Source organism: Planomicrobium sp. CPCC 101110 (genome assembly GCF_007859395.1).
Taxonomy (GTDB): domain Bacteria; phylum Bacillota; class Bacilli; order Bacillales_A; family Planococcaceae; genus Planococcus.
Genome location: NZ_VOHD01000003.1, coordinates 458,349 through 478,944, shown reverse-complemented (window position 1 = coordinate 478,944; position 20,596 = coordinate 458,349). Strand labels below are relative to the sequence as shown.

At 44.6% G+C, this 20,596-nt stretch carries 14 protein-coding genes; 1 reads left to right on the top strand and 13 read right to left on the bottom strand.

Annotated elements, in window-relative coordinates; genetic code table 11:
- The 4 genes from FQV30_RS18095 to FQV30_RS02435 form a co-directional block, all read right to left on the bottom strand.
- Positions 1 to 511 (bottom strand): amino acid ABC transporter ATP-binding protein (locus FQV30_RS18095; protein WP_255473285.1); only part of this gene is annotated, 511 nt, incomplete at its 3' end.
- Between the two features lie 16 nt (positions 512 to 527).
- Positions 528 to 1,196: an amino acid ABC transporter permease gene (locus tag FQV30_RS02445; RefSeq protein WP_146493550.1), complete on the bottom strand. Its 669-nt coding sequence runs from the start codon at positions 1,194 to 1,196 to the stop codon at positions 528 to 530.
- A 30-nt stretch (positions 1,197 to 1,226) separates the two neighbouring features.
- Complete coding sequence (locus FQV30_RS02440) at positions 1,227 to 2,039, bottom strand: transporter substrate-binding domain-containing protein (RefSeq protein WP_146498554.1); 813 nt, start codon at positions 2,037 to 2,039, stop codon at positions 1,227 to 1,229.
- 74 nt (positions 2,040 to 2,113) lie between these two features.
- Positions 2,114 to 2,953 (bottom strand): MurR/RpiR family transcriptional regulator, encoded by an 840-nt coding sequence (locus FQV30_RS02435; protein ID WP_146498553.1) that lies wholly within the window; start codon positions 2,951 to 2,953, stop codon positions 2,114 to 2,116.
- Between the two features lie 661 nt (positions 2,954 to 3,614).
- Between FQV30_RS02435 and FQV30_RS02430 the strand changes: the two genes are divergently transcribed.
- Positions 3,615 to 5,963, top strand: a complete 2,349-nt coding sequence (locus tag FQV30_RS02430) for an immune inhibitor A domain-containing protein (protein WP_146499543.1) — start codon at positions 3,615 to 3,617, stop codon at positions 5,961 to 5,963.
- A 148-nt stretch (positions 5,964 to 6,111) separates the two neighbouring features.
- On the opposite strand, the gene FQV30_RS02425 is transcribed toward FQV30_RS02430, so the two are convergent.
- The 9 genes from FQV30_RS02425 to gltB all read right to left on the bottom strand — a co-directional run bounded on the left by FQV30_RS02425 (position 6,112) and on the right by gltB (position 20,445).
- Positions 6,112 to 6,666: a 3D domain-containing protein gene (locus tag FQV30_RS02425; RefSeq protein ID WP_146498552.1), complete on the bottom strand. Its 555-nt coding sequence runs from the start codon at positions 6,664 to 6,666 to the stop codon at positions 6,112 to 6,114.
- A 266-nt stretch (positions 6,667 to 6,932) separates the two neighbouring features.
- On the bottom strand, positions 6,933 to 8,378 hold the full coding sequence (locus tag FQV30_RS02420) for a DEAD/DEAH box helicase (protein ID WP_146498551.1): 1,446 nt from the start codon (positions 8,376 to 8,378) through the stop codon (positions 6,933 to 6,935).
- A gap of 176 nt (positions 8,379 to 8,554) precedes the next feature.
- The gene (locus FQV30_RS02415) at positions 8,555 to 10,444 is read right to left on the bottom strand and encodes an alpha-E domain-containing protein (RefSeq protein WP_146498550.1); all 1,890 of its coding nucleotides are present in this window, start codon (positions 10,442 to 10,444) and stop codon (positions 8,555 to 8,557) included.
- Positions 10,444 to 11,895, bottom strand: a complete 1,452-nt coding sequence (locus FQV30_RS02410) for a circularly permuted type 2 ATP-grasp protein (RefSeq protein WP_146498549.1) — start codon at positions 11,893 to 11,895, stop codon at positions 10,444 to 10,446. Before FQV30_RS02410 ends, FQV30_RS02415 begins: the two co-directional genes overlap by 1 nt.
- 113 nt (positions 11,896 to 12,008) lie before the next feature.
- Positions 12,009 to 12,533, bottom strand: coding sequence for a hypothetical protein (locus FQV30_RS02405; protein ID WP_146498548.1), 525 nt, complete (start codon positions 12,531 to 12,533; stop codon positions 12,009 to 12,011).
- Between the two features lie 129 nt (positions 12,534 to 12,662).
- A complete protein-coding gene (locus FQV30_RS02400; RefSeq protein WP_146498547.1) occupies positions 12,663 to 13,568 on the bottom strand; it encodes an HD domain-containing phosphohydrolase in 906 nt (301 codons plus the stop codon).
- A 79-nt stretch (positions 13,569 to 13,647) separates the two neighbouring features.
- Positions 13,648 to 14,076: an OmpH family outer membrane protein gene (locus FQV30_RS02395; RefSeq protein WP_146498546.1), complete on the bottom strand. Its 429-nt coding sequence runs from the start codon at positions 14,074 to 14,076 to the stop codon at positions 13,648 to 13,650.
- A 235-nt stretch (positions 14,077 to 14,311) separates the two neighbouring features.
- Entirely contained in the window at positions 14,312 to 15,799 is a 1,488-nt protein-coding gene (locus FQV30_RS02390) for a glutamate synthase subunit beta (RefSeq protein ID WP_146498545.1), read from the bottom strand.
- Between the two features lie 59 nt (positions 15,800 to 15,858).
- Positions 15,859 to 20,445, bottom strand: coding sequence for a glutamate synthase large subunit (gene gltB, locus FQV30_RS02385; protein WP_146498544.1), 4,587 nt, complete (start codon positions 20,443 to 20,445; stop codon positions 15,859 to 15,861).
- Between the last annotated feature and the right edge of the window lie 151 nt (positions 20,446 to 20,596).

Genomic DNA, 20,596 nt, shown 5'->3' with positions numbered 1-20,596 from the left:
GTTCCAGGTCAAGTGCTGAGGTCGGTTCATCAAACAGCATGACCTTCGGCTGCATGGCAAGTGAACGCGCAATCGCGACCCGCTGTTTTTGCCCCCCGGAGAGCTTGCTTGGATAAACATCCGCTTTATCGCGGAGCCCAACTTTGTCCAGCAATTCCAAACCTAGTTTTCGCGCTTCATCTTTTCTCATTTTTTTCACAGTGATAGGCGCTTCCATAACATTTTCTAAAACTGTTTTATGAGGGAAAAGATTAAAGTGCTGAAACACCATTCCGACTTCCGCACGGATTTTTGTCAAATTGTCTTTTTGGGGGTTTATCGTCTGCCCATCAATTATGATTTTTCCATCATTGATCATTTCTAAAAAATTGAAGCATCGGAGCAATGTACTCTTGCCTGATCCACTGACTCCGACAAGAACAACCACTTCCTGAGGATTCACGTGCAAATCCACGCCTTTGAGCACTTCAAGATCCCCGAATGATTTATGGATATTTTCTCCAGTAAGCATCTTTATATCTCCCCTCTTACGCTCTGTCAACGTCGAGTTTGTTTTCATACAAACGCAACAGGAATGTGAAGATCATGACCAGCACCAAATAGTAAAGCGCCACGACCAAAAATGATTCGAACGGCTGATAAGACTGGGCCGCTTCCCGGTTTCCGAGCGAGAATATCTCTGATACCCCGATAACATAAACCAGCGAGGAATCTTTTAATGTAATAATGAATTGGTTTCCTAATGGAGGAATTGAGCGGCGCAAAGCTTGCGGAAAGACAATACGGCTCATTGTCTGTCTCCGGTTCATGCCAAGCGACATACTCGCTTCCCGCTGTCCTGGATCGACGCCTTGAATCGCGCCACGGAAAATCTCCGCAATGTATGCGCCATTGTGAATACCAAGCGCGATCGAACCGGCCCAGAAATTATCCATCGTATAAATTTCAACAATCCCAAAGTATAAAAACATGATTTGTACAATCAGCGGCGTTCCGCGAATGATTGTAATATAGGTATTGGCTATTCCCCGCAGTATCTTTGATCCTGAAATTTTCATAAGAGCAAAAATCAAACCGATAACCGTTCCGAGAATGACCCCGACAGCCGTCAATTGCAGCGTGACGAGCGTCGCCTCCAGAAATCCCGGATAGGTTCGCATAAATACATCATAAACTGTTACAAATATCTCTGGCATAGGTTCTTCACTCCTCCTTGTGGCACGTGCCTATTCTAAAACTTCAATGCCTTCAATATCGGTTTCCAGGAGGTTACGCCCAAAATATTTGTTTGAAATTTCTTCGTATGTTCCGTTTTCTATAATTGCAGCCAACGCTTCATTGATTTGAGTCTGCATTTCCGTATCGTCTTTGCGGACAGCAATAGCTACTTTTTCGATCCACAAAGGCTCTCCAACCGCTTCCACTTTGATCCCTGTATTTTGCGCTTCAAACCCTACCACATCAGCGGTAATGACAGCATCCAAACGCCCTTCGATTTCCAAATCCTGCAAAGCCACAACATCACTGTTGTAGTATTGGATATCTTCAGTATATTCTTTGGCAGCCGTTTCATACGTACTTTGTCCAACAACGCCGATCTTTTTATCCTTCAAGTCTTCTTTGGATTGGATTTCAGTATTTCCTTCTCTGACAAAAATAGCGCCGCCGGAATAGTAGTAAGGATCTGTGAAACTCACTTGCTCCGCGCGGTCATTTGTAATTGCCAATGAACCGATGATTGCGTCATAGCGGTTTGTAGTCAAACCTTGGATAATGGTTTCAAAAGGAGTTGTAACCGGATTCGGCTCAAGTCCCATTTCTTCTGCAATTGCATTGCCTATTTCAATATCGAATCCTGTAAGATTGCCGCCTTCTTCGAAACTGAACGGCTTATAAAGCCCGCTTGACGCAGTCGTGAATTTTCCTTCTTCGACTAATTTCAAGCCTCCGCTTTCCCCTTCAGAACCTCCGCCTCCGCAAGCTGATACGAATAGCCCAGCTGACAAGATGACACTCAAAAATGACAATTTCTTTTTCATGTTGTTCTCCCCTTTTATATATTATTTACCAAAACGCTGTAGCGTTTCAGGACAATCCCAGACGTTGACCACTGCTAAAAAAAAATATCTTTTTCCTTGTAAATCTTCTCCAGCTCGGAAAAGTTTTCTTTTACTTTTGTATGCTCTTTCACATAGACAAACCTCATGATTGAAGCCAACAATGCATGAACCGCCGTATACGAATCAATATTCAGATTGGTATCCAGAAAAACCGGGATCGATATATCGGCAATGCCTGCAGCGGGAGAATCGGCGGAGTCTGTAAACACAATCACTTCTGCCCCTCGCTCCTTGGCCATCTTCAACGTTTCCATCAAAGGTTTCGTATTGCGCAGAAAAGCGAATGCAATCACCGTGTTTTCGGATTCCACTTTTGCCAGCCTGCTGAAATACTGTACATCAGCAGGCATCAATAGTTCAGTATGGTCAAGCGCGATATTCATCCATGTCGAAAACCAATGGGCCAAACCATAATCAAAAAAATTGCTGGTCACATATAAGCGCTTTGTGCTGCCTATAGCGTCTACTACTTGAAGAAGCACTTCTTCATCGACAGTTTGTTTCAGCTTTATAAGATTGGCAATATCGGCATCCAATAGATTCCCCAAAAAAGACTGTGAAGCAGGTTCCGCTTTTTTTTGCTCTTTTTGCCCAAAATGTTCTTCCGCCAGTTTCCGCTGCAGCAATTGCTGAAATTCAGTATATCCTTTATACCCCAATTTCTGAGTCCAGCGGATTACCGTAGATTCACTGACATTTACGCGCTTCCCTACTTCCAGAGCAGAAGAAAAAGCTAAAAAAATCGGTTCCTGAAAAAAAAGATCGCCAATTTTTTTTTGTCCGGAACTAAAGTCTTGGTACGAACTTGAGATGGCACGCAGTATATCCTGCACAAACTACTCCCCCAACTTATAAATATACTGAAATGCTTATAAAAATTATATACCAATGCAGGAAAACCTGCAACACTGCATTAAAAAAATAAAACTAATATGTATATTCATTGCATCCCTATCCATTGTTTTTATAGGCGGATCAAAGGCGGGACTGCATTTTATCCGGTTGATGATTTTAGTGCTGATGGGAGCTTAGCCGGCGCTTCTTTTTAAAAGATGGTTTATTTTAGGGGAAAATGCTGGCTTTCGTAGTAAATTTTACATGGACTTAAAAAAAAGATTCCCTACAACGTACCTCTTTAAACGTTTTCAGGGACAAATAAACCATCTTTCCAAAGAAATAAAAATTTTTTTCAATTTATTTCAAAAAAGTACATTTTACTGTTTGACAGCATATTGGCAGCGATTATTCCGCCACTGCAGCATGACATTAATTTTCATAAGAAACCAGTTGCTTGAAGGAGCCGATTTTTTTATTTATAAAACAAAATTTTACAGAAGATGATTTTCTACATGTAAACTTTTTCCTATATTTTTTATTATTAAATAGGAAATATTTACTTTTTATTCTTTCCCGCCTAGTAATGTTGACGCAGTTAGCGTATCTTTTGAATGTTAGGAAAACTCTACTTTTCTAGGAGGAATAAAGTTGAAGAAGATGTTCGTAAGCACCACGATGGCTGCAATTCTCGGATTCAGCGCCTTGACAGCCGGCGGTTTTTCCACTGCCCCTGCAGCGCAAGCAGCTAACCCGCTATCACAGTACAAGGACTCCGATAGTGCTACTCCGGCTGATCTAGGAGTGGCAAATGACGAGCGATTGATTGAAATGCTGAAAAAAGAAGGTATTGTGGCCAAAGATGCTAGTCCTGCTGAAGCACAAAAAGCTTTGAATAAGTTTTTAAGGGCTAAAGCGGCAAGCAATGCGCAAGCTGACAAAGAAAACGGCCTTGCTCATAAGTACGAGAGCGGATTTCAAAACAAAGCCGTGAACAACAGCATGACGAACGGCAAAGGAAACAAACTGGGACAAGCGAAGAAAAACAAGGTCGCAGCTGTTGAACAAGAAGCATACAAAGGCAAAGTGCGGAAAGATAAAGTTTTGGTTCTGGCTATCGACTTCCCTGATTACAAAGCAGGTTCGATCACAAAGGAAGAGTCGGATATGTTCTATGAAGATTACCCGATCTCCCACTTCCAAGACATGGTTTTTGGTGAAAACGGCTTCCAAGGACCAAATGGCGAATCCTTCGTGTCGATGAAACAATATTATGAACAGCAATCGGGCGGCAGCTACACCATAGACGGCACAGTAGCCGGCTGGTATACAGCAGATTACCCGGCAGCTTACTACGGAGGCAACAATCCGGCAACTGGCGGAGATAAAGCTGCAAGATCATTGGTCTATGAAGCCTTAACAAAGGCTGGCCAAGATCCTAAAGTCGATTTGTCGGAATACGATGTCTGGGATCGCGATGACTATGATGGCGACGGAGAATATAACGAACCGGACGGCATTATCGACCACTTGATGATTGTCCATGCAGGTGTCGGCGAAGAAGCAGGCGGCGGTAAATTAGGCGGGGATGCGATTTGGTCGCACCGCTCAAAATTAGGCGCTAGCCCAGTCAGCGTGCCTGGCGGAACATCGAATAGCGACCGCTTTGGCGGAAAACTAGCGGCATGGGATTACACCATTGAACCGGAAGACGGCGCAGTTGGCGTTTTTGCGCACGAATACGGACATGATCTTGGTCTTCCGGATGAGTATGACACTCAATATTCCGGAACGGGAGAAGCGGTAGCTTACTGGTCGATCATGGCAAGCGGCAGCTGGGCCGGTTCAGTCCCGGGCACTGAGCCGACCGGTTTCAGCGCATATGCCAAGGAAATGCTGCAGGCAGGACATGGCGGCAACTGGCTAAGCGGCACCACTTTAAATGAAAAAGATATTACCGAAGACGGCATAACCATCCTTTTGGATGAAGCCGCAACAAAAGGCACAAATAATGACGCACTGCGCATCGACTTGCCGGATAAAGCGACTGCCATCAACACGCCATTCGGCGGCGCCAAAGAATATTTCAGCGGCAAAGGTAATACCTTGGACCATTCAATGTCAGTTGAAGTCGATTTGACCGCCTCTACTTCCGCTGCCCTTACATTTAAAACTTGGTACGATATTGAAGAAGACTGGGATTATGCTTCTGTTAAAGTGGCTGGCAAAACAATCCAAGGCAATATCACGACATTGGAAAACCCACAAGGTCAAAACCCTGGACACGGAATCACTGGCCTATCAAACGGCTGGGTGGACGCGAACTTTGACTTGTCTGATTACGCTGGACAAAAAGTTACCGTGGAATTGAACTATTGGACTGATCCATATGTTACTCATCCAGGATTCTATGTGGACAATCTGGCAATCACTGCAGACGGCAAAACAATCGTTTCTGATGATGCAGAGGGAGACCCTATTTTTCAACTGGAAGGTTTCACGATGAATGATGGAAAAGATTATACTGAGCATTATTACCTGCTTGAGTGGCGCTCCCATAACGGCGTAGACGAAGGCCTTGCCAACATCCGCCGAGGCGCAAGCTTGATGAGCTATGATGCGGGGTTGGTTGTATGGTATGTAGATACATTCTATGAGGATAACTGGACGGGCAAGCATCCTGGAGACGGCTTCCTTGGAGTGGTTGATGCTGATCAAACAACAAACTACTGGAGCAGCGGTGCAGTTGGATCTTCCCGTTACCAGCTGAATGACGCAGCTTTCAGCTTGAACAAAAAGTCTAAAATGTTCCTTGATTACACCGCTATCAATGGACTCACACTGGCTGACAGCTATACGAAACGCAACCCGTTATTTGACGACAGCGCAGACTACAGCAATCCCGGAATGGTCCACGCTGGGCGCAATGTTCCGAATTTCGGATTGAAGTTCCGGGTGGCAGGAGAAAGTGCGGATGGTTCAGCCGCTCGAGTTTGGATCTATAAATAAGAACAGATAAAAACACCAATCTGCTCCTGACAGATTGGTGTTTTTCCATCTATTTCCTTTCAGAAAAGCGGATTCTTATTGTCCAAAATTAAAAAGCAGTTTGCAAGGCTGGCCAATCCAGCCTTGCAAACTGCTTTTTATCTATAGCTTACTTTAAAATTTTGATTTTGACGTTTTTGCGGCCCCATTTAAGCGCACCGCTTTGTGTAGGAATAAAGACGTCGATTTTCTTCCCTTTGATTGCGCCTCCCGTGTCACCGGCAACAGCATATCCGTACCCTTCAACATATACTTTAGTACCGAGTTTGATGACGTTCGGATCGACCGCTATAACTTTCAAGCCAGGGTTTTTCTTCAAGTTGATTCCAGTTCTTGTAATTCCTGAACAGCCACTGCATGAAGCTGTGTAAGCTGTAGATGAAACCGTAAATTCTTTAACGACAGAACTTGATGAAGAACGGGATGGTGTTTTTGCTTTAGAAGCCGATTTTGTTAACTTTAACTTTTGTTTCGGATGGATGGTATTGGATTTTAATCCGTTCCACGATTTAAGGTTCGTGACGCTCACTTTTTTTGCTTTGGAAATTTTATATAATGTGTCTCCACTTTTAACTGTATAGGTGCTCGCTGCTGCGGAACTTTCAAGTGATGTGCCAAGGAATAAAATCAGTGCAAAACTCAAGACGACTAGTAGTTTTTTCAATCTGTTCTCTCCTTTGTTCGTGTTTGGTAAGTACAAACAAAATAACACGTAAACATTACAGTCTTGTAACAAAGAACCACCAATTCAATTACAATTGTGTTCTTTTTTATGACATAATAACTAGCTAGTCAGTAATATTTGTAAAATATTTCATTAAAATTATTCTAATTAAACTAATCATATTTAATCATTCATACCAATATTCCCCGGGAAATAATAATTTGAAATTATAAAAGCCGCTGCATACGCAACGGCTTATCTTTTTATTACTTATTTGCTTTATGGACTTTCAAGGATTTCCCTTTAACTGTTTTGTCTTTCATGGCCTTTAACACAATAGGGCCTTTACCGTTCAAGATATCGATATACGTGACGGTATCTTGAATTTTAATGATCCCGATGTCTTCAGCAGTAACTCCAGGAATGCTGGTTAAAGTGCCGACAAAATCAAATGCGCGCAGTTTCTTTTTCTTTCCGCCATTAAAATACAGCTTCATAATGTCTTTGTTCAACTGTTCATTTTTGTTTCTCTTCAACTTTGGACGGCTTTCAAGTTTTTCCATGAACGCGTCTTTAGCTTCGCTCACTTCTTGTGCTGTCGGAGCATCCTGCTGCGGTATTTCAAATCCGATATATGACTGGATTTCGGCCAGGAATTTGTCTTCGTTCGGCGTAACAAAGGTAATCGCTTTTCCGGTTCTGCCTGCGCGCCCTGTTCTTCCCGCCCGATGGACATAGCTTTCTTTCTCTAATGGAATATCATAGTTGATAACATGGGTGATATTGTCAATATCAATTCCGCGCGCTGCTACATCTGTAGCGACCAAATAACGGAACTCGCCTCTTTTAAATTCATTCATCACAGCAAAACGGTCTTCCTGCACCATGCCGCCATGTAATTTGTCTACGGTATAGTAATGTTTCTCAAGTTCATCCACTACATAATCCACATTATCTTTTGTTCGGCAAAAAATAATGCAGCTGTCGGGATTTTCTGCGATTGTCACATCCCGCAGCAAAGAGAATTTCTCCTGCTCTTTCACTACATATAATGAATGATCGATTTGGTCCGTCAATGTTTCCGTTGACTCGATTTCGATATGCTGCGGCTTGTCCATGTATTTATGCTGCAACTTCGCAACATTTTCCGGCAGTGTCGCAGAAAACAGCATCGTCGTGCGCTGCTTCGGCAGTTTCTCAATAATCGCTTCGACTTGTTCGATAAAGCCCATATTAAGCATTTCATCCGCTTCATCCAAAACAAGATACTTGATCTGGTCAACATTCAGTGTTCCGCGCTCTAAATGGTCCAAGACACGTCCCGGCGTTCCGACAACAACGTGGCATTTTTGTTTCAGCTCGGCTTGCTGATAGGCGAAAGGCTGCTTGCCGTAAACAGCAGCTGCTTTGACCCTTTTGAATCGGCCGATATTTGTGATATCTTCTTTCACTTGATCCGCCAGCTCCCGCGTAGGAGTCAATACAAGCGCTTGCGGCTTGTTCTCTTCCCATTCAACCAGTTCACAAAGCGGAATGCCGAATGCCGCAGTTTTTCCGCTACCGGTTTGCGATTTTACCGTTACGTCATTCTTGGCCAGTGCCACTGGAATCACTTTCTCCTGTACTTCGGTCGGTTCTGCATACCCCAACCCCTCAAGCGTCCGCAAGATCGGTTCGCTCAGGTTAAAATCGATAAATTGCTTTTTGTTCATGTTTTTTGCTCCTTTTCATTACGCAAATATTTCAGTATTTCTATTATTGCACGGTTTAAAGTATTCCGGTCATTAAACGATTATTAAGTTTTATGCGGCATAAAGAAGCCCGTGAAGAAAGAGCAATGCTTTTTCTTCACGGGCTCTAAAGCTGATCCTTTTGGATAGCCTCTTTTCTATTGATCCAATAGACTGACAGAAACTTTTACGTCCAACGACTGGCTGCCGCCCCTGTAGACGCCTTGGACAGGGCTGACGTCATTATAATCACGGCCGACTCCAACGCGGATATGATGTTCCAAAGCTTCTACATTATTGGTCGGGTCGAGCCCGACCCACCCGATTCCCGGGACCATCACTTCCACCCAGGCATGGCTTGCCGCATCCCCCACCAAAGCCGAGTTTTCGCCAACATACAAATAGCCGCTGACGTAACGGGCCGGTATATTCTTATTGCGCAAGATTCCCAGCATTACGTGCGTGATGTCCTGGCAGACGCCTTTCATCAAGCCGAAAGATTCTTCTGCCAGAGTTGAAACATCTGTGGATTCGCCATCATAAGTAAAATGCTTATATAAGAATTCGGTAACGTCGATGGCGTACTGAACCGGGTTAGTCATTTCACCAAGCTGATTATCCACTTGCTCCATCTGTTCCGGTGAAATATACGTATACGCTGTGTTGCTCAAAAAGGCCAAATAATGTTCACTGAATAGTTGGGAATGAAAAATTGCATTCATTTCAGGCGAATAATCGATCCGATGGACAAATGGGCTTTTTTGAATACTGACCACCGAAGTGGTTTTCACTTCCAACTGCTGGTGGTGTTCCGCTATAAAAAAGGTTTCGACATGATTGCCCCAAATATCAACATGCTCTTTTGCCAGCGAGGCCGGCGTAATCTCCGCCCGGTAGGAAAGCAAGCGCTGGCATTCATCCGTTCTCGGTTTCAAACGGATAGAATTCATGCTTTGGTCGACAACAGTGTCGTATTCAAAGATATTCGTATGCTCAACTTTATATTTCATAGAAGTAATTCCCTTCGTACTCATCGTTTGAGTCTGCCTCTGACCCTGGGATTGTTTCATTTCTTCTTTTTGCAAGGTGGGGTCTATCAAATAGTAAGTCCTTGAAAAAATCTCCCCGATTTCATTGCAGCCATTTTGAAACTGGTTCAGGAAATCCATCATTTCGTCAGAACTCAAATTTCTTATGTCCGTTTTTTCAAAATCGGTTCGCAATTGGTCCAGTTTTGCATAAAGCTTCCATGAATAATGGGAAATCTTCCCGCCCTCCAAATCATCGATTGCTTCCCTTACATGATTCAAACAATAAATGATCGAGCGCGGAAAGGCCTCGTTGGAAGTCAAAAAGCACAGCACTTCTTTTGCGTCCATAAGTGGCGGGTTGGCTTTCAGGTACGCTTCATAGCCATTTGTCATCCGGAGAGCCGCCAGCCAGTAATAATAATCCTCTGCCTGCTCCTCCATTTCCCGTTCCCGGGTACGTTCACACACGACATTTAAAATTCGTGCAGTTTTTTCAGCACGTTCCAGCCATTTGCCAATTTTTATGATTTGATAGGCAACCCCGCGGGACATAGCAGATTCGATAATGCCTTGGGAAGTCAATGAAGTCATTTTGACTTGTTCTAGAAACTTGCGGACATTGCGCATGCTAATCTGCTGTCCATCCATTTTCTGCAGCGTCCAAAAACTGTCGTTCCATGCCTCCCAATAATCATCCGGAATGTGGTCCCGGCTCACTCTGGCATTTTCCCTGACAAACCGTACGCAATTTGCTGCTGAATTCAAGTTCTCTTCGGACAATGCCAAATAATGCACAAGATTCTCTTCATCATAATATGGCATAGATTTGATTTGTTCCATCAATTCTGTAGAAGCGCAAATTTCAAAAATCAGTTTCCAATCCCGGTCTCGCACCAATTCTTCATCTGATGCTTCAATCATCTGCAGCAGCTGCACATCTAAGATACGGGCATTGTTTTCGGCCCTTTCCGCATTCCGCGACATCCAGTATAATGAGTTCGCTACTCGGCTCAACATTACAATACCCCTCCCTCATCTTTGCATACCCACGTATCTTTGCCTCCGCCGCCCTGAGAGGAGTTGACAACTAGAGACCCTTCTTTCAAAGCTACACGGGACAATCCGCCCGGAAGTACACGGGATTCTTTTCCTCTCATGACAAAAACCCGCAAATCAACATGGCAAGGATAAAATTTTTCCCCTTGGTAGGCCGGCGCCCTCGACAGCTTGATCGTTGGCTGGGCAATGTATTGATGGGGCGTTTCAATAATTTTCTCCCGGAACTCTTCTATTTCCTCTTTAGAGGCATGCGGACCGATCAGCATATCGTAGCCGCCTGACGCCCCGACATTTTTGACAACAAGTTCTTCAAGGTGCTCAAGCACCCACTTCCGTTCCTCCTCTTTGCTGAGCAAGTAGGTTTTCACATTGTCGATGATCGGTTCTTCCCCCAAATAATATCGGATCATATCCGGAACATAAGCATAAATGGCCTTGTCATCAGCCACACCGTTGCCGATGCCGTTTAATATGGCCACATTTCCGTGCCGATAAGCTTCCAGCAATCCAGCTACCCCTAAAGCGGAGTCTTCCCTGAAGGCTTCTGGATCCAGAAAGTCGTCATCGATTCTCCTGTAAATAATATCGACACGTTTTAGGCCTCGAATCGATTTCATGTATACGATATTATCCTTAACAAGCAGATCCCGTCCTTCGACCAAATCTATTCCCATCTGCTGCGCCAGAAAAACGTGGTCATAATAAGCTGAATTGTACATGCCTGGCGTCAAAAGCACCGCAAAAGGCTTGTCTTTTTTCGCCTCAGGGGCATGGTCAAGCATCGCTTCATATAAATAGGACAACTGATGCTCCAATGTTTCCACTGCGTGCTTAGCAAAAAACTCAGGGTACACTTGCCTCATCACATAGCGGTTTTGATAAACATAGGACATTCCGGAAGGATTCCGCAGATTGTCTTCGAGCACATGATATTTGCCGGACTCGTCCCTGATCAAATCGATTCCAGCCAAGAAAATATGATTTTTTATGGGAATATTAATCCCTTGGACTTGTTTCGCATAATAATAAGGATTTTCTTCAATAAGGCTTCTTGGAATAATGCCATCTTCGAGGATTTCCTGATCGTGGTAGACGTCTTCCAAAAATTGATTGAGGGCTTCAGTCCGTTGAATCATTCCTTTTTCAATAGTCTTCCATTCTTCAGGGGAAATGATAATCGGAACAAAATCGAACGGCATTGTCCGTTCAGTTCCCACATTATTGTTATAAACCGTAAACGTGATTCCTTGCCTCAAAAATGAGAGTTGGGCTGTCTCATGTTTTTCTTTTAATTCATCTTCTTTGAATTGGGAAAGGATTTCGTGAAACTTTTGGTAATGTGGTTTTGGTGTCCCTTCCGAAGTGAACATCTCATCAAAAAAAGGACTTGTCTTGTACGAATTAAACATGTGGTTCCCCCTCTCTAAGTTTATGTAATTTTCAAACAAATGACGATAGAGAAAAAAGCTATAGCCCGTAAGACTCGAGCATAGCTTTATCTTAATAATCAGTATATACTATTCTATTTGTCAAATGTAGACTTATTTGAAGAAGAGTTGCCGCCGGTTGCAGAATCATCTGAAAGATCTTTTTTCAAAGAATCTGTATAAGCTGTGCTGCCGCCGTAAATTCCGCCGCTTGGCGTAGTCGTATCTGTTTTAGAAGTAGCCGAAGTGCCAGTTGAAGTATCACTTGCCGAACTGCTTGAATCTTTGCTTGATGAACCGCCGACATCATCCTGAAGCGTTTGGTTCGCTTTATCAAGCATGTCTTTTTCTTTATCCATCATTTTTTGCTGGCTGTCGATTGCACCTTTTACCGCTTCAACCGCTTTTGTCACTCCTGGCTTTACTTTATCGACCATGCCGCCTGATTGTTCATTGAATCGATCCAGCCCTTTTTTGACGTTTTCCTTTAAGTTGCTTGCTTGTGAAGTTGTCGTTCCATCTGTATTGGTCTTTTTCTGTGTCATAGCTGCTCCAATTGCCGCACCTAAGCCTAATAATACAAGTTTGCTGAATACTCCACCGCCGCTGTTTCTAGCCATTTCGATCTCCTCCTCTGATTTGTTTACACTTTGTTTTAGTATTGACTAAACCTGATGTTTTTAAACATCCTTAGGAATAAATAAAAGACACCTGTGATATAAAACAAGGTGTCTGAGGTGTTTGTATTCTTAGGTGAGTTTTCCTTCTTCCAATAGCACGTGTTCAAAAGCTTCTACAACTTCTGGATCATATTGAGTGCCGGAAAGCCGTTTCAACTCTTCCATCGCGTATTCCGGCGAATAGGCTTTACGGTAAGCGCGGTCTTCTGTCATAGCATCGAATGTATCCGCTACTCCAATAATCTTTGCTTCTATTAAAATTTCTTCATCTGTCAACCCATGAGGATAGCCTTTACCATTAACCCTTTCGTGATGCTGTTCCACAATATCCGCTAAATCAGCATAGATTGTTTCCCGGATCATCGCTGCACCGTCTCCTGGATGTTTTTTTACTAAGTCAAATTCTTCAGCGGTCAATTTATCTGGTTTTTTTAAAATTTCCTCTGGAATATTTACTTTTCCGATATCATGAAGAATGGATGCAATGAATAAATTATCCATTCTTTCTTTTTTAAGCTTCATTTTCAAAGCAATCTTTACAGCATAATTAGCGACTCGCGAACTGTGTTGGAAAGTATACGGGTCTTTTCGCTCCACCGCTTCCCCAACTTTGCGCAATGCACTAATAACGTTGCTAAGATAATGAAATACAGGAGCAGTAGAAACAGATAAAAAGCTTACGTCAGTTTTAGCTGTAAACTGTACAGTAGCTTCCAAATTTTTTGCAGTAAAAAAATCATCTGCTCCAAGTTCTATAACCTTTCCATTTACCTCAGTTTCAACTTTTCCGCTCAGTATGTAAAAAAACTCTTGAACGTCGGCATCTTCACTGGGATAGAGGAAAAATATCTTATCCTTTAAGACAAGTTGCTTCATCATCTCAATACCGCTACCTCGGCCAAGCAGACTCAAAGATGTGGAATCATTATTTACGGTTTCAAGGTACCCGTTTTTCAATATATCCAAGCCTTTCACGAACACACTTCCTTCCAAAAAAACTATAGGAGCAGAAAAAACTTCACTCCTATAGAACTCTGTCAATATTTATACTATTTTACCAGCCTACTACCATAATAGGATCAATCCAAGCTTCTCGATCAGCAAATTGGTACAAAACCCACTGAATCTCAACCGTTATCCCAGCTTCTGTCACTTTCTCGACTCCTGCTCGAGTCAACTCCTGCGTTTTTTGATCCAACTCGGCAATTAATGCTTCAATATTTCTTTCATATTCAGCAGTCAGCTGAGCTTTCTTTTCAGTAGCCTGCTCTTTCTTTAAGTTTTCAAGGTACTGTTCGTATAAAGTCTGTGCTTTCACTTGAGTTTTCTCAACTTCAGCATAAATTTTATCGTTAGTTTCTTCAATCTTCACTAGCGCTTTCTCAACTTCCGGGCTGGCTGGTTCTGCTGCAAAAGCCGAAGTGCTGCCCATTACAGCAAGAATAATAGAAAATAAAGCGGCTGCAAAACTTTTCTTAAACATTCTTTTCCTCCCAGTTTTCCTATGATGTAGCGAATGCAATGGATTTTGACTTGAAACAATTGAAATTCGAATTGGCTTCACCTATGTATCAAAAAACACGCCCCACCCATCATTAGTATAGAGGAACTAGGTATAAAGAACAACTTATTTCTAAATATTCTCTTAATTCATAGCAAATTTTTATATTTATCCGGACTTTATAAAAAAGAACCAGGATTTTCTCCTGGTTCTTTTTTTATGGCAATATAGTTGATCCCATTAAGAAGCGATCACATTCACGGGCAGCTTCCCGGCCTTCATTGATTGCCCAGACAATCAAACTTTGCCCTCGGCGCATATCCCCCGCTGCAAATACGCCTTCTACATTAGTCGCATACTTGCCATATTCCGCTTTTACAGTGGAGTTGGCTTCTGTTTCAACATCCAGTTGCTGGATCAGCTGCTGCTGAGGTCCGTTGAACCCTATTGCTAAAAGCACCAAATCCGCTTTCCATACTTTCTCCGTGCCGGGAATTTCTTCTCGGACGCGGTTGCCTTGTTCGTCGATTTTCAACTTCACATTGATCGTATGGACTTCTTTGACGTTTCCATTCTCATCGCCGACAAACTTCTTCGTCATGACAGCGTAAGCTCTTGGATCTTCCCCAAAAACAGCCGCCGCTTCTTTTTGGCCATATTCAACCCGATGGATTTGCGGGTATTGCGGCCAAGGGTTTCCGACTTCATCACGGATTGCCCCTTTTTTGTCATAGACGTCAAACTGGACAAGGCTTCTGCAATTCTGGCGGACAGCTGTTGCCAGGCAGTCAGTACCTGTGTCGCCTCCTCCAATTACGATGACGTCTTTTCCTTCGGCTGAAATATACGCTCCATCTTCCAGATTCGAATCAAGCAAACTTTTTGTGCTGGAATGAAGGAAGTCCATTGCATATTCAATGCCTTTCAATTCCCGGCCTTCCACTTTAATGTCCCGATGGACAGTAGCGCCTGTACACATGATGACAGCGTCAAAGTCCGAACGAAGCGCTGAAACCGGATAATTTTTTCCGACTTCCGTATTTGTCTGGAAAACGATGCCTTCTTGCTCCAGAATATCGACTCTGCGTTTTACGACATCATAGGAAAGTTTCATCTCCGGAATGCCATAAGTCAACAGCCCGCCTACACGGTCGCTTCTTTCGAACACAGTTACCAGATGGCCGGCTTTGTTCAATTGAGCGGCTGCAGCGAGGCCTGCTGGACCAGAACCGATGACAGCCACTTTTTTGCCGGTCCGGCTTTTTGGCGGTTCCGGAACAACCCATCCTTCTGCAAATCCTCTTTCAATGATTGACCGTTCGATCGTCCTGATAGCGACCGGCGGTTCGTTGATCCCTAAAATGCAGGCACTTTCGCAAGGAGCAGGGCACGCAAGCCCCGTGAATTCCGGAAAATTATTCATTACGTGTTCCCGGCGCAGCGCTTCTTTCCATTGCCCTCGGTAAACGAGATCATTCCATTCAGGGATAAGATGATAAACCGGACAGCCTGTAGTGGTTCTGTCTATCTCCATGCCTGATTGGCACGTTGGCACTCCGCAATCCATGCAGCGTGCGCCCTGTTCCCTCACTTCTTGCTCTGACAGCGGTGCCGTGTAATCAGTCCAATCCTTGATCCGGTCCGCTGGATTGCGTTCTTTAAATGTCTGGCGATTATATTCCATAAATCCAGTCGCTTTTCCCATTATATCCCCCCATTTCGGTTTTGTTTTTAAAAACCAAAGCAATCTCCAAGCCGGTTGTCTTATTTCCCGGCGTTTGCCATTTTGCTTTCTTCAAATGCCGCCATTTCAGCATCAGTTTTCGTCATGCCGCTGCTTTGAAGTTTGTTGATGCGGTCATTGATTTTCAAGTACGCTTTCGGAATGACCCGAACAAATTTAGCGGAAAAGATTTCCCAGTGTGCCAGGATCCGCTTGGCGTTTGAGCTGTTTGTATATTGAGCGTATTTTTCTATCATACTGCGCAAGTCTTCAATTTCCGCTGGCTCTGCAAGAGGCTGCAAATGCACCATTTCCGGATTGCAGCGCACTGCAAATGTTCCGTCTTCGTCAAGCACATAAGCAATCCCTCCGGACATGCCTGCCGCGAAGTTTTTCCCGGTTTTTCCTAGAATCACAACTCGGCCGTCTGTCATGTATTCGCAGCCATGATCGCCGACTCCTTCAACAACAACGTTCGCTCCACTATTGCGGACGGCAAAGCGCTCGCCGGCCACTCCATAAATATAAGCTTCACCGTCAGATGCCCCGTAGAAGGCAACGTTGCCGATAATGGTATTCTTTTCAGGTATGAACGTTGAGTCGCTTGCCGGATAGACAATGATTTTCCCGCCAGACAGCCCTTTGCCGACAAAGTCATTGGCATCGCCGATCAATTTAAGCGTCATCCCTTTTGGAATAAAGGCGCCGAATGCCTGGCCTGCCGAGCCTTGGAAATTGAAATTGATGGTATCTTCAGGGAGCCCTTCCGCCCCGTACCGTTTAGAAACCGCACTGCCGATAATGGTTCCTGTTGCACGGTGGATGTTGCGGATTGCGGTAGTCACTTCCACACGCTCTCCTGATTCGATCGCTTTTTTGCTGCGCGGCAACAATTCCTGGTAATCCAGTGTCTGCTTCAAGCCATGATCTTGTTTGATGGTCGCGTAACGGCCGACTTCTTCTGGAAGATCCGGCTGATATAGCAGTGCTGATAAATCGAGCCCGCCAGCTTTCCAATGATCAACTGCCTGGTTGGCTTCAAGCACGTCCGTTCTTCCGATCATTTCGTTGATTGTACGGAAACCTAGTTCCGCCATCAGCTCCCGTGTTTGTCTTGCGATAAAACGCATGAAATTAGCGACATGTTCCGGGTCTCCCATGTATTTTTTCCGCAATTCCGGATTTTGAGTAGCAATTCCGACTGGACATGTATCCAAATGGCAGACGCGCATCATAACACAACCCAGCACTACAAGCGGCGCAGTAGAAAAACCGAATTCTTCCGCTCCCAAAAGTGCAGCTGTTACAACATCTCGCCCTGTCATCATCTTGCCATCCGTCTCTACAACAATCCGGTCACGCAAACCATTCAATAATAATGTCTGATGGGTTTCCGCTAACCCGATTTCCCAAGGCAAACCGGTGTGTTTCAAACTGGTCTTAGGAGCAGCTCCTGTGCCCCCATCATAACCGCTGATCAGTACAACATCTGCACGGCCTTTCGCAACACCCGCAGCAATCGTTCCAACACCGACTGCCGATACGAGCTTGACACTGATGCGGGCGGAAGGATTGGCATTTTTCAAGTTGAAAATCAGTTCCGCCAAGTCTTCAATTGAATAAATATCGTGGTGAGGTGGTGGTGAAATCAGTTCCACGCCAGGCGTAGAGCCTCGCACTTCTGCAATCCACGGGTAAACTTTCTTGCCCGGCAAATGTCCGCCTTCTCCAGGTTTTGCACCTTGGGCCACCTTGATTTGAATTTCATCAGCATTGACGAGGTAATGGCTTGTCACTCCAAATCGGCCGGAAGCTACTTGTTTGATGGCGCTTCGGCGATTATCGCCGTTTTCATCCGGCGTAAAGCGGGATACTTGCTCTCCGCCTTCTCCCGAGTTGCTTCTTCCGCCAATGCGGTTCATCGCAATGGCCAAAGCTTCATGCGCTTCTGCACTGATCGAACCGTAAGACATGGCTCCCGTTTTGAAGCGGGCACAGATTTCCTCAATCGATTCCACTTCTTCGATCGGCACAGGCGTCCGTTTTTTGAAGGACAGCAAACCGCGGATCGATTGCAGATTGGCTTTTTCGTCCGTCAGCAATTTCGTGTATTTTTGGAATGCTTCATAATTATTTGTTCGGCAAGCTTGCTGAAGCGTATGGATTGTCACCGGGTTGTATTGGTGATCCTCGCCTTTTTCGCGGTATTGGAATTCGTCGCCTGCATAAAGCGCGCGGTTTCCGCCTTCACGTTCAGGGTAGGCTTGCGCATGGCGCATCAATACTTCCTTAGCGATGATATCCAGGCCGATGCCGCCAAGGCGTGATGATGTCCGGGTAAAGTACTTGTCGATTACATCCATATGAATGCCAACCGCTTCAAAAATTTGTGCGCCCCGATAACTTTGGATTGTAGAAATCCCCATTTTCGACAATACTTTCACAATGCCGTCAGTTACCCCTTTAACATACGTCTTTTCCGCTTCTTCATAAGTAAAGCCGGCAATATCTTCAATCTCTACAAGTTCCTTGATAGAGCGGAACGCAAGATAAGGATTGATGCCTTCTGCCCCATAACTTAGAAGCGCCGCAAAATGGTGCACTTCCCGCGGCTCGGCCGATTCAAGAAGCAGGCTGACTTTTGTCCGCACTCCCTGGCGAATCAAATGATGATGCAGGCCAGAAACGGCAAGCAACGCAGGGATGGCCGCAAATTCGCGGTTTACTCCACGGTCCGACAAGATGATCAATGTCGCTCCATCCGCATGCGCGGCGTCCGCTTTTGCAAAGAGGGACTCCAATTCAGCTTCCATGGCTTCATGCCCGCCATCAGCCTGGAACAAAATCGGCAAAGTCACTGCCTGGAACTCTTTAAGCTTTTGCTGGCGCAGTGCTTCCAATTCATAATTTGTCAAAATCGGCGTTTCCAGCCGGATATGGCAACTGCTTTCTGGGCCGGGCTCGACAAGATTGCCTTCGGCACCTATTGTTGTCCGGGCGGAGGTGATGATGTGCTCCCGAATAGCGTCAAGCGGCGGATTTGTCACTTGCGCAAACAACTGCTTGAAATAATTGTAGAGAAGCTGCGGCTTTTTCGACAATACCGCCAGCGGTGAGTCGTACCCCATCGACCCTACTGGATCTTTGCCGTCTGTAGCCAAAGGTTTGACAATTTTCTGCAATTCTTCGGTGGTATAGCCGAAAGCATGCTGCTGTTCAAGCAACCCTTCCGCAACGTCATTCTCAGTGTGAAGATCTGGTTTTGGAAGATCCTCCAGGTTGACCATCTTGTTTTCGACCCAGTCTTTATAAGGATATTCTGCAGCAATCTGCAGTTTGATCTCCTCATCCGGAATAATTTTCCCCTCTTCCAAATCTACAACAAGCATTTTCCCTGGCTGCAGGCGGTCTTTATAGACGATATCATCAGCAAAAATATCTAGTGCCCCAACCTCTGAACCAAGAACGATCATGCCGGTTTTTGTCACATAGTAACGGGCAGGACGTAGACCGTTGCGGTCAAGGCAGGCAGCGATTTGCTTGCCGTCCGTAAAGACTAAAGCTGCCGGACCGTCCCAAGGTTCCATCAGCGTGCTGTGGTATTCGTAGAAATCTCTTTTCTCCTGCTTGATCGTAGGATCGTTCACCCATGGTTCTGGCACCATCATCATAGCCGTATGGGCAAGAGACCGGCCGGACAAATGAAGGAATTCGAAGCAGTTGTCGAACATCGACGAATCACTGCCTGTTTCATCAATGACCGGCAAAACTTTCGGAAGGTCTTCTTCATTGAAATATTCGGAACTGCACAATGCCTGGCGAGCCCGCATCCAGTTGACATTCCCGCGCAGCGTATTGAATTCGCCGTTATGAATGGAATAGCGATTCGGGTGTGAACGCTGCCAGCTTGGGAACGTGTTTGTACTGAAGCGGGAATGCACAAGCGCCAGAGCAGACTTGAATTCCGGGTGGTTCAGGTCGATATAGAACGAATCCAGTTGTTCCGGAATCAGCATTCCTTTATAAACAATTGTCCCGGCAGACAAGCTGCTGAAATACACGTCTTTGAACTCTTCTTTCCCTATCATTTCCTGTTCGATCCGCTTGCGTATGATATATAGTTTTCGTTCGAAATCTTTGCGGTCCGAAAGTTCTTCGGCTGCCCCTATGAACACTTGGCGTATTACCGGTTTGGTTTTTTTCGCCACTTTTCCGACGAAAGCATCATTTACTGGCACTGCGCGCCAGCCTAAACACCCTTGGCCTTCTTCAGCGACGATGCGCTCAATGATTTCTTTTGCTTTCATCCGCAAATCATAATCTTGCGGCATGAAGACCATGCCAATTCCATACTTTCCTTCATTCGGAAGCTTGATGCCTTCTTTTTCACATTGCTTCAGGAAAAAGCGGTGAGGGATTTGCGTAAGGATTCCCGCTCCATCGCCTGTACTTGTGTCGGCCGACTGACCTCCACGATGCTCCAGATTACAAAGTATATTAATCGCGTTTTGAACAATCGAATGCGATTTTTCACCATTTATATTGGCAATCATTCCTATGCCACATGCTTCATGCTCTTGATCCGGATGGTAAAGCCCCTGACGGACGGGATACTCTTTCTTCTTCATCAAATCGCCTCCTTTAGTTCAGTAAAGTTTTTTAATTTTGAATAGTATATCATAATATTTGAATAAATATAAAAGTGAATTTACAAAATTCATTAAATTTTTATTGCAAGCGCTTTCAAACACTGGTGATATAGCCTTACTTCCGATTCCT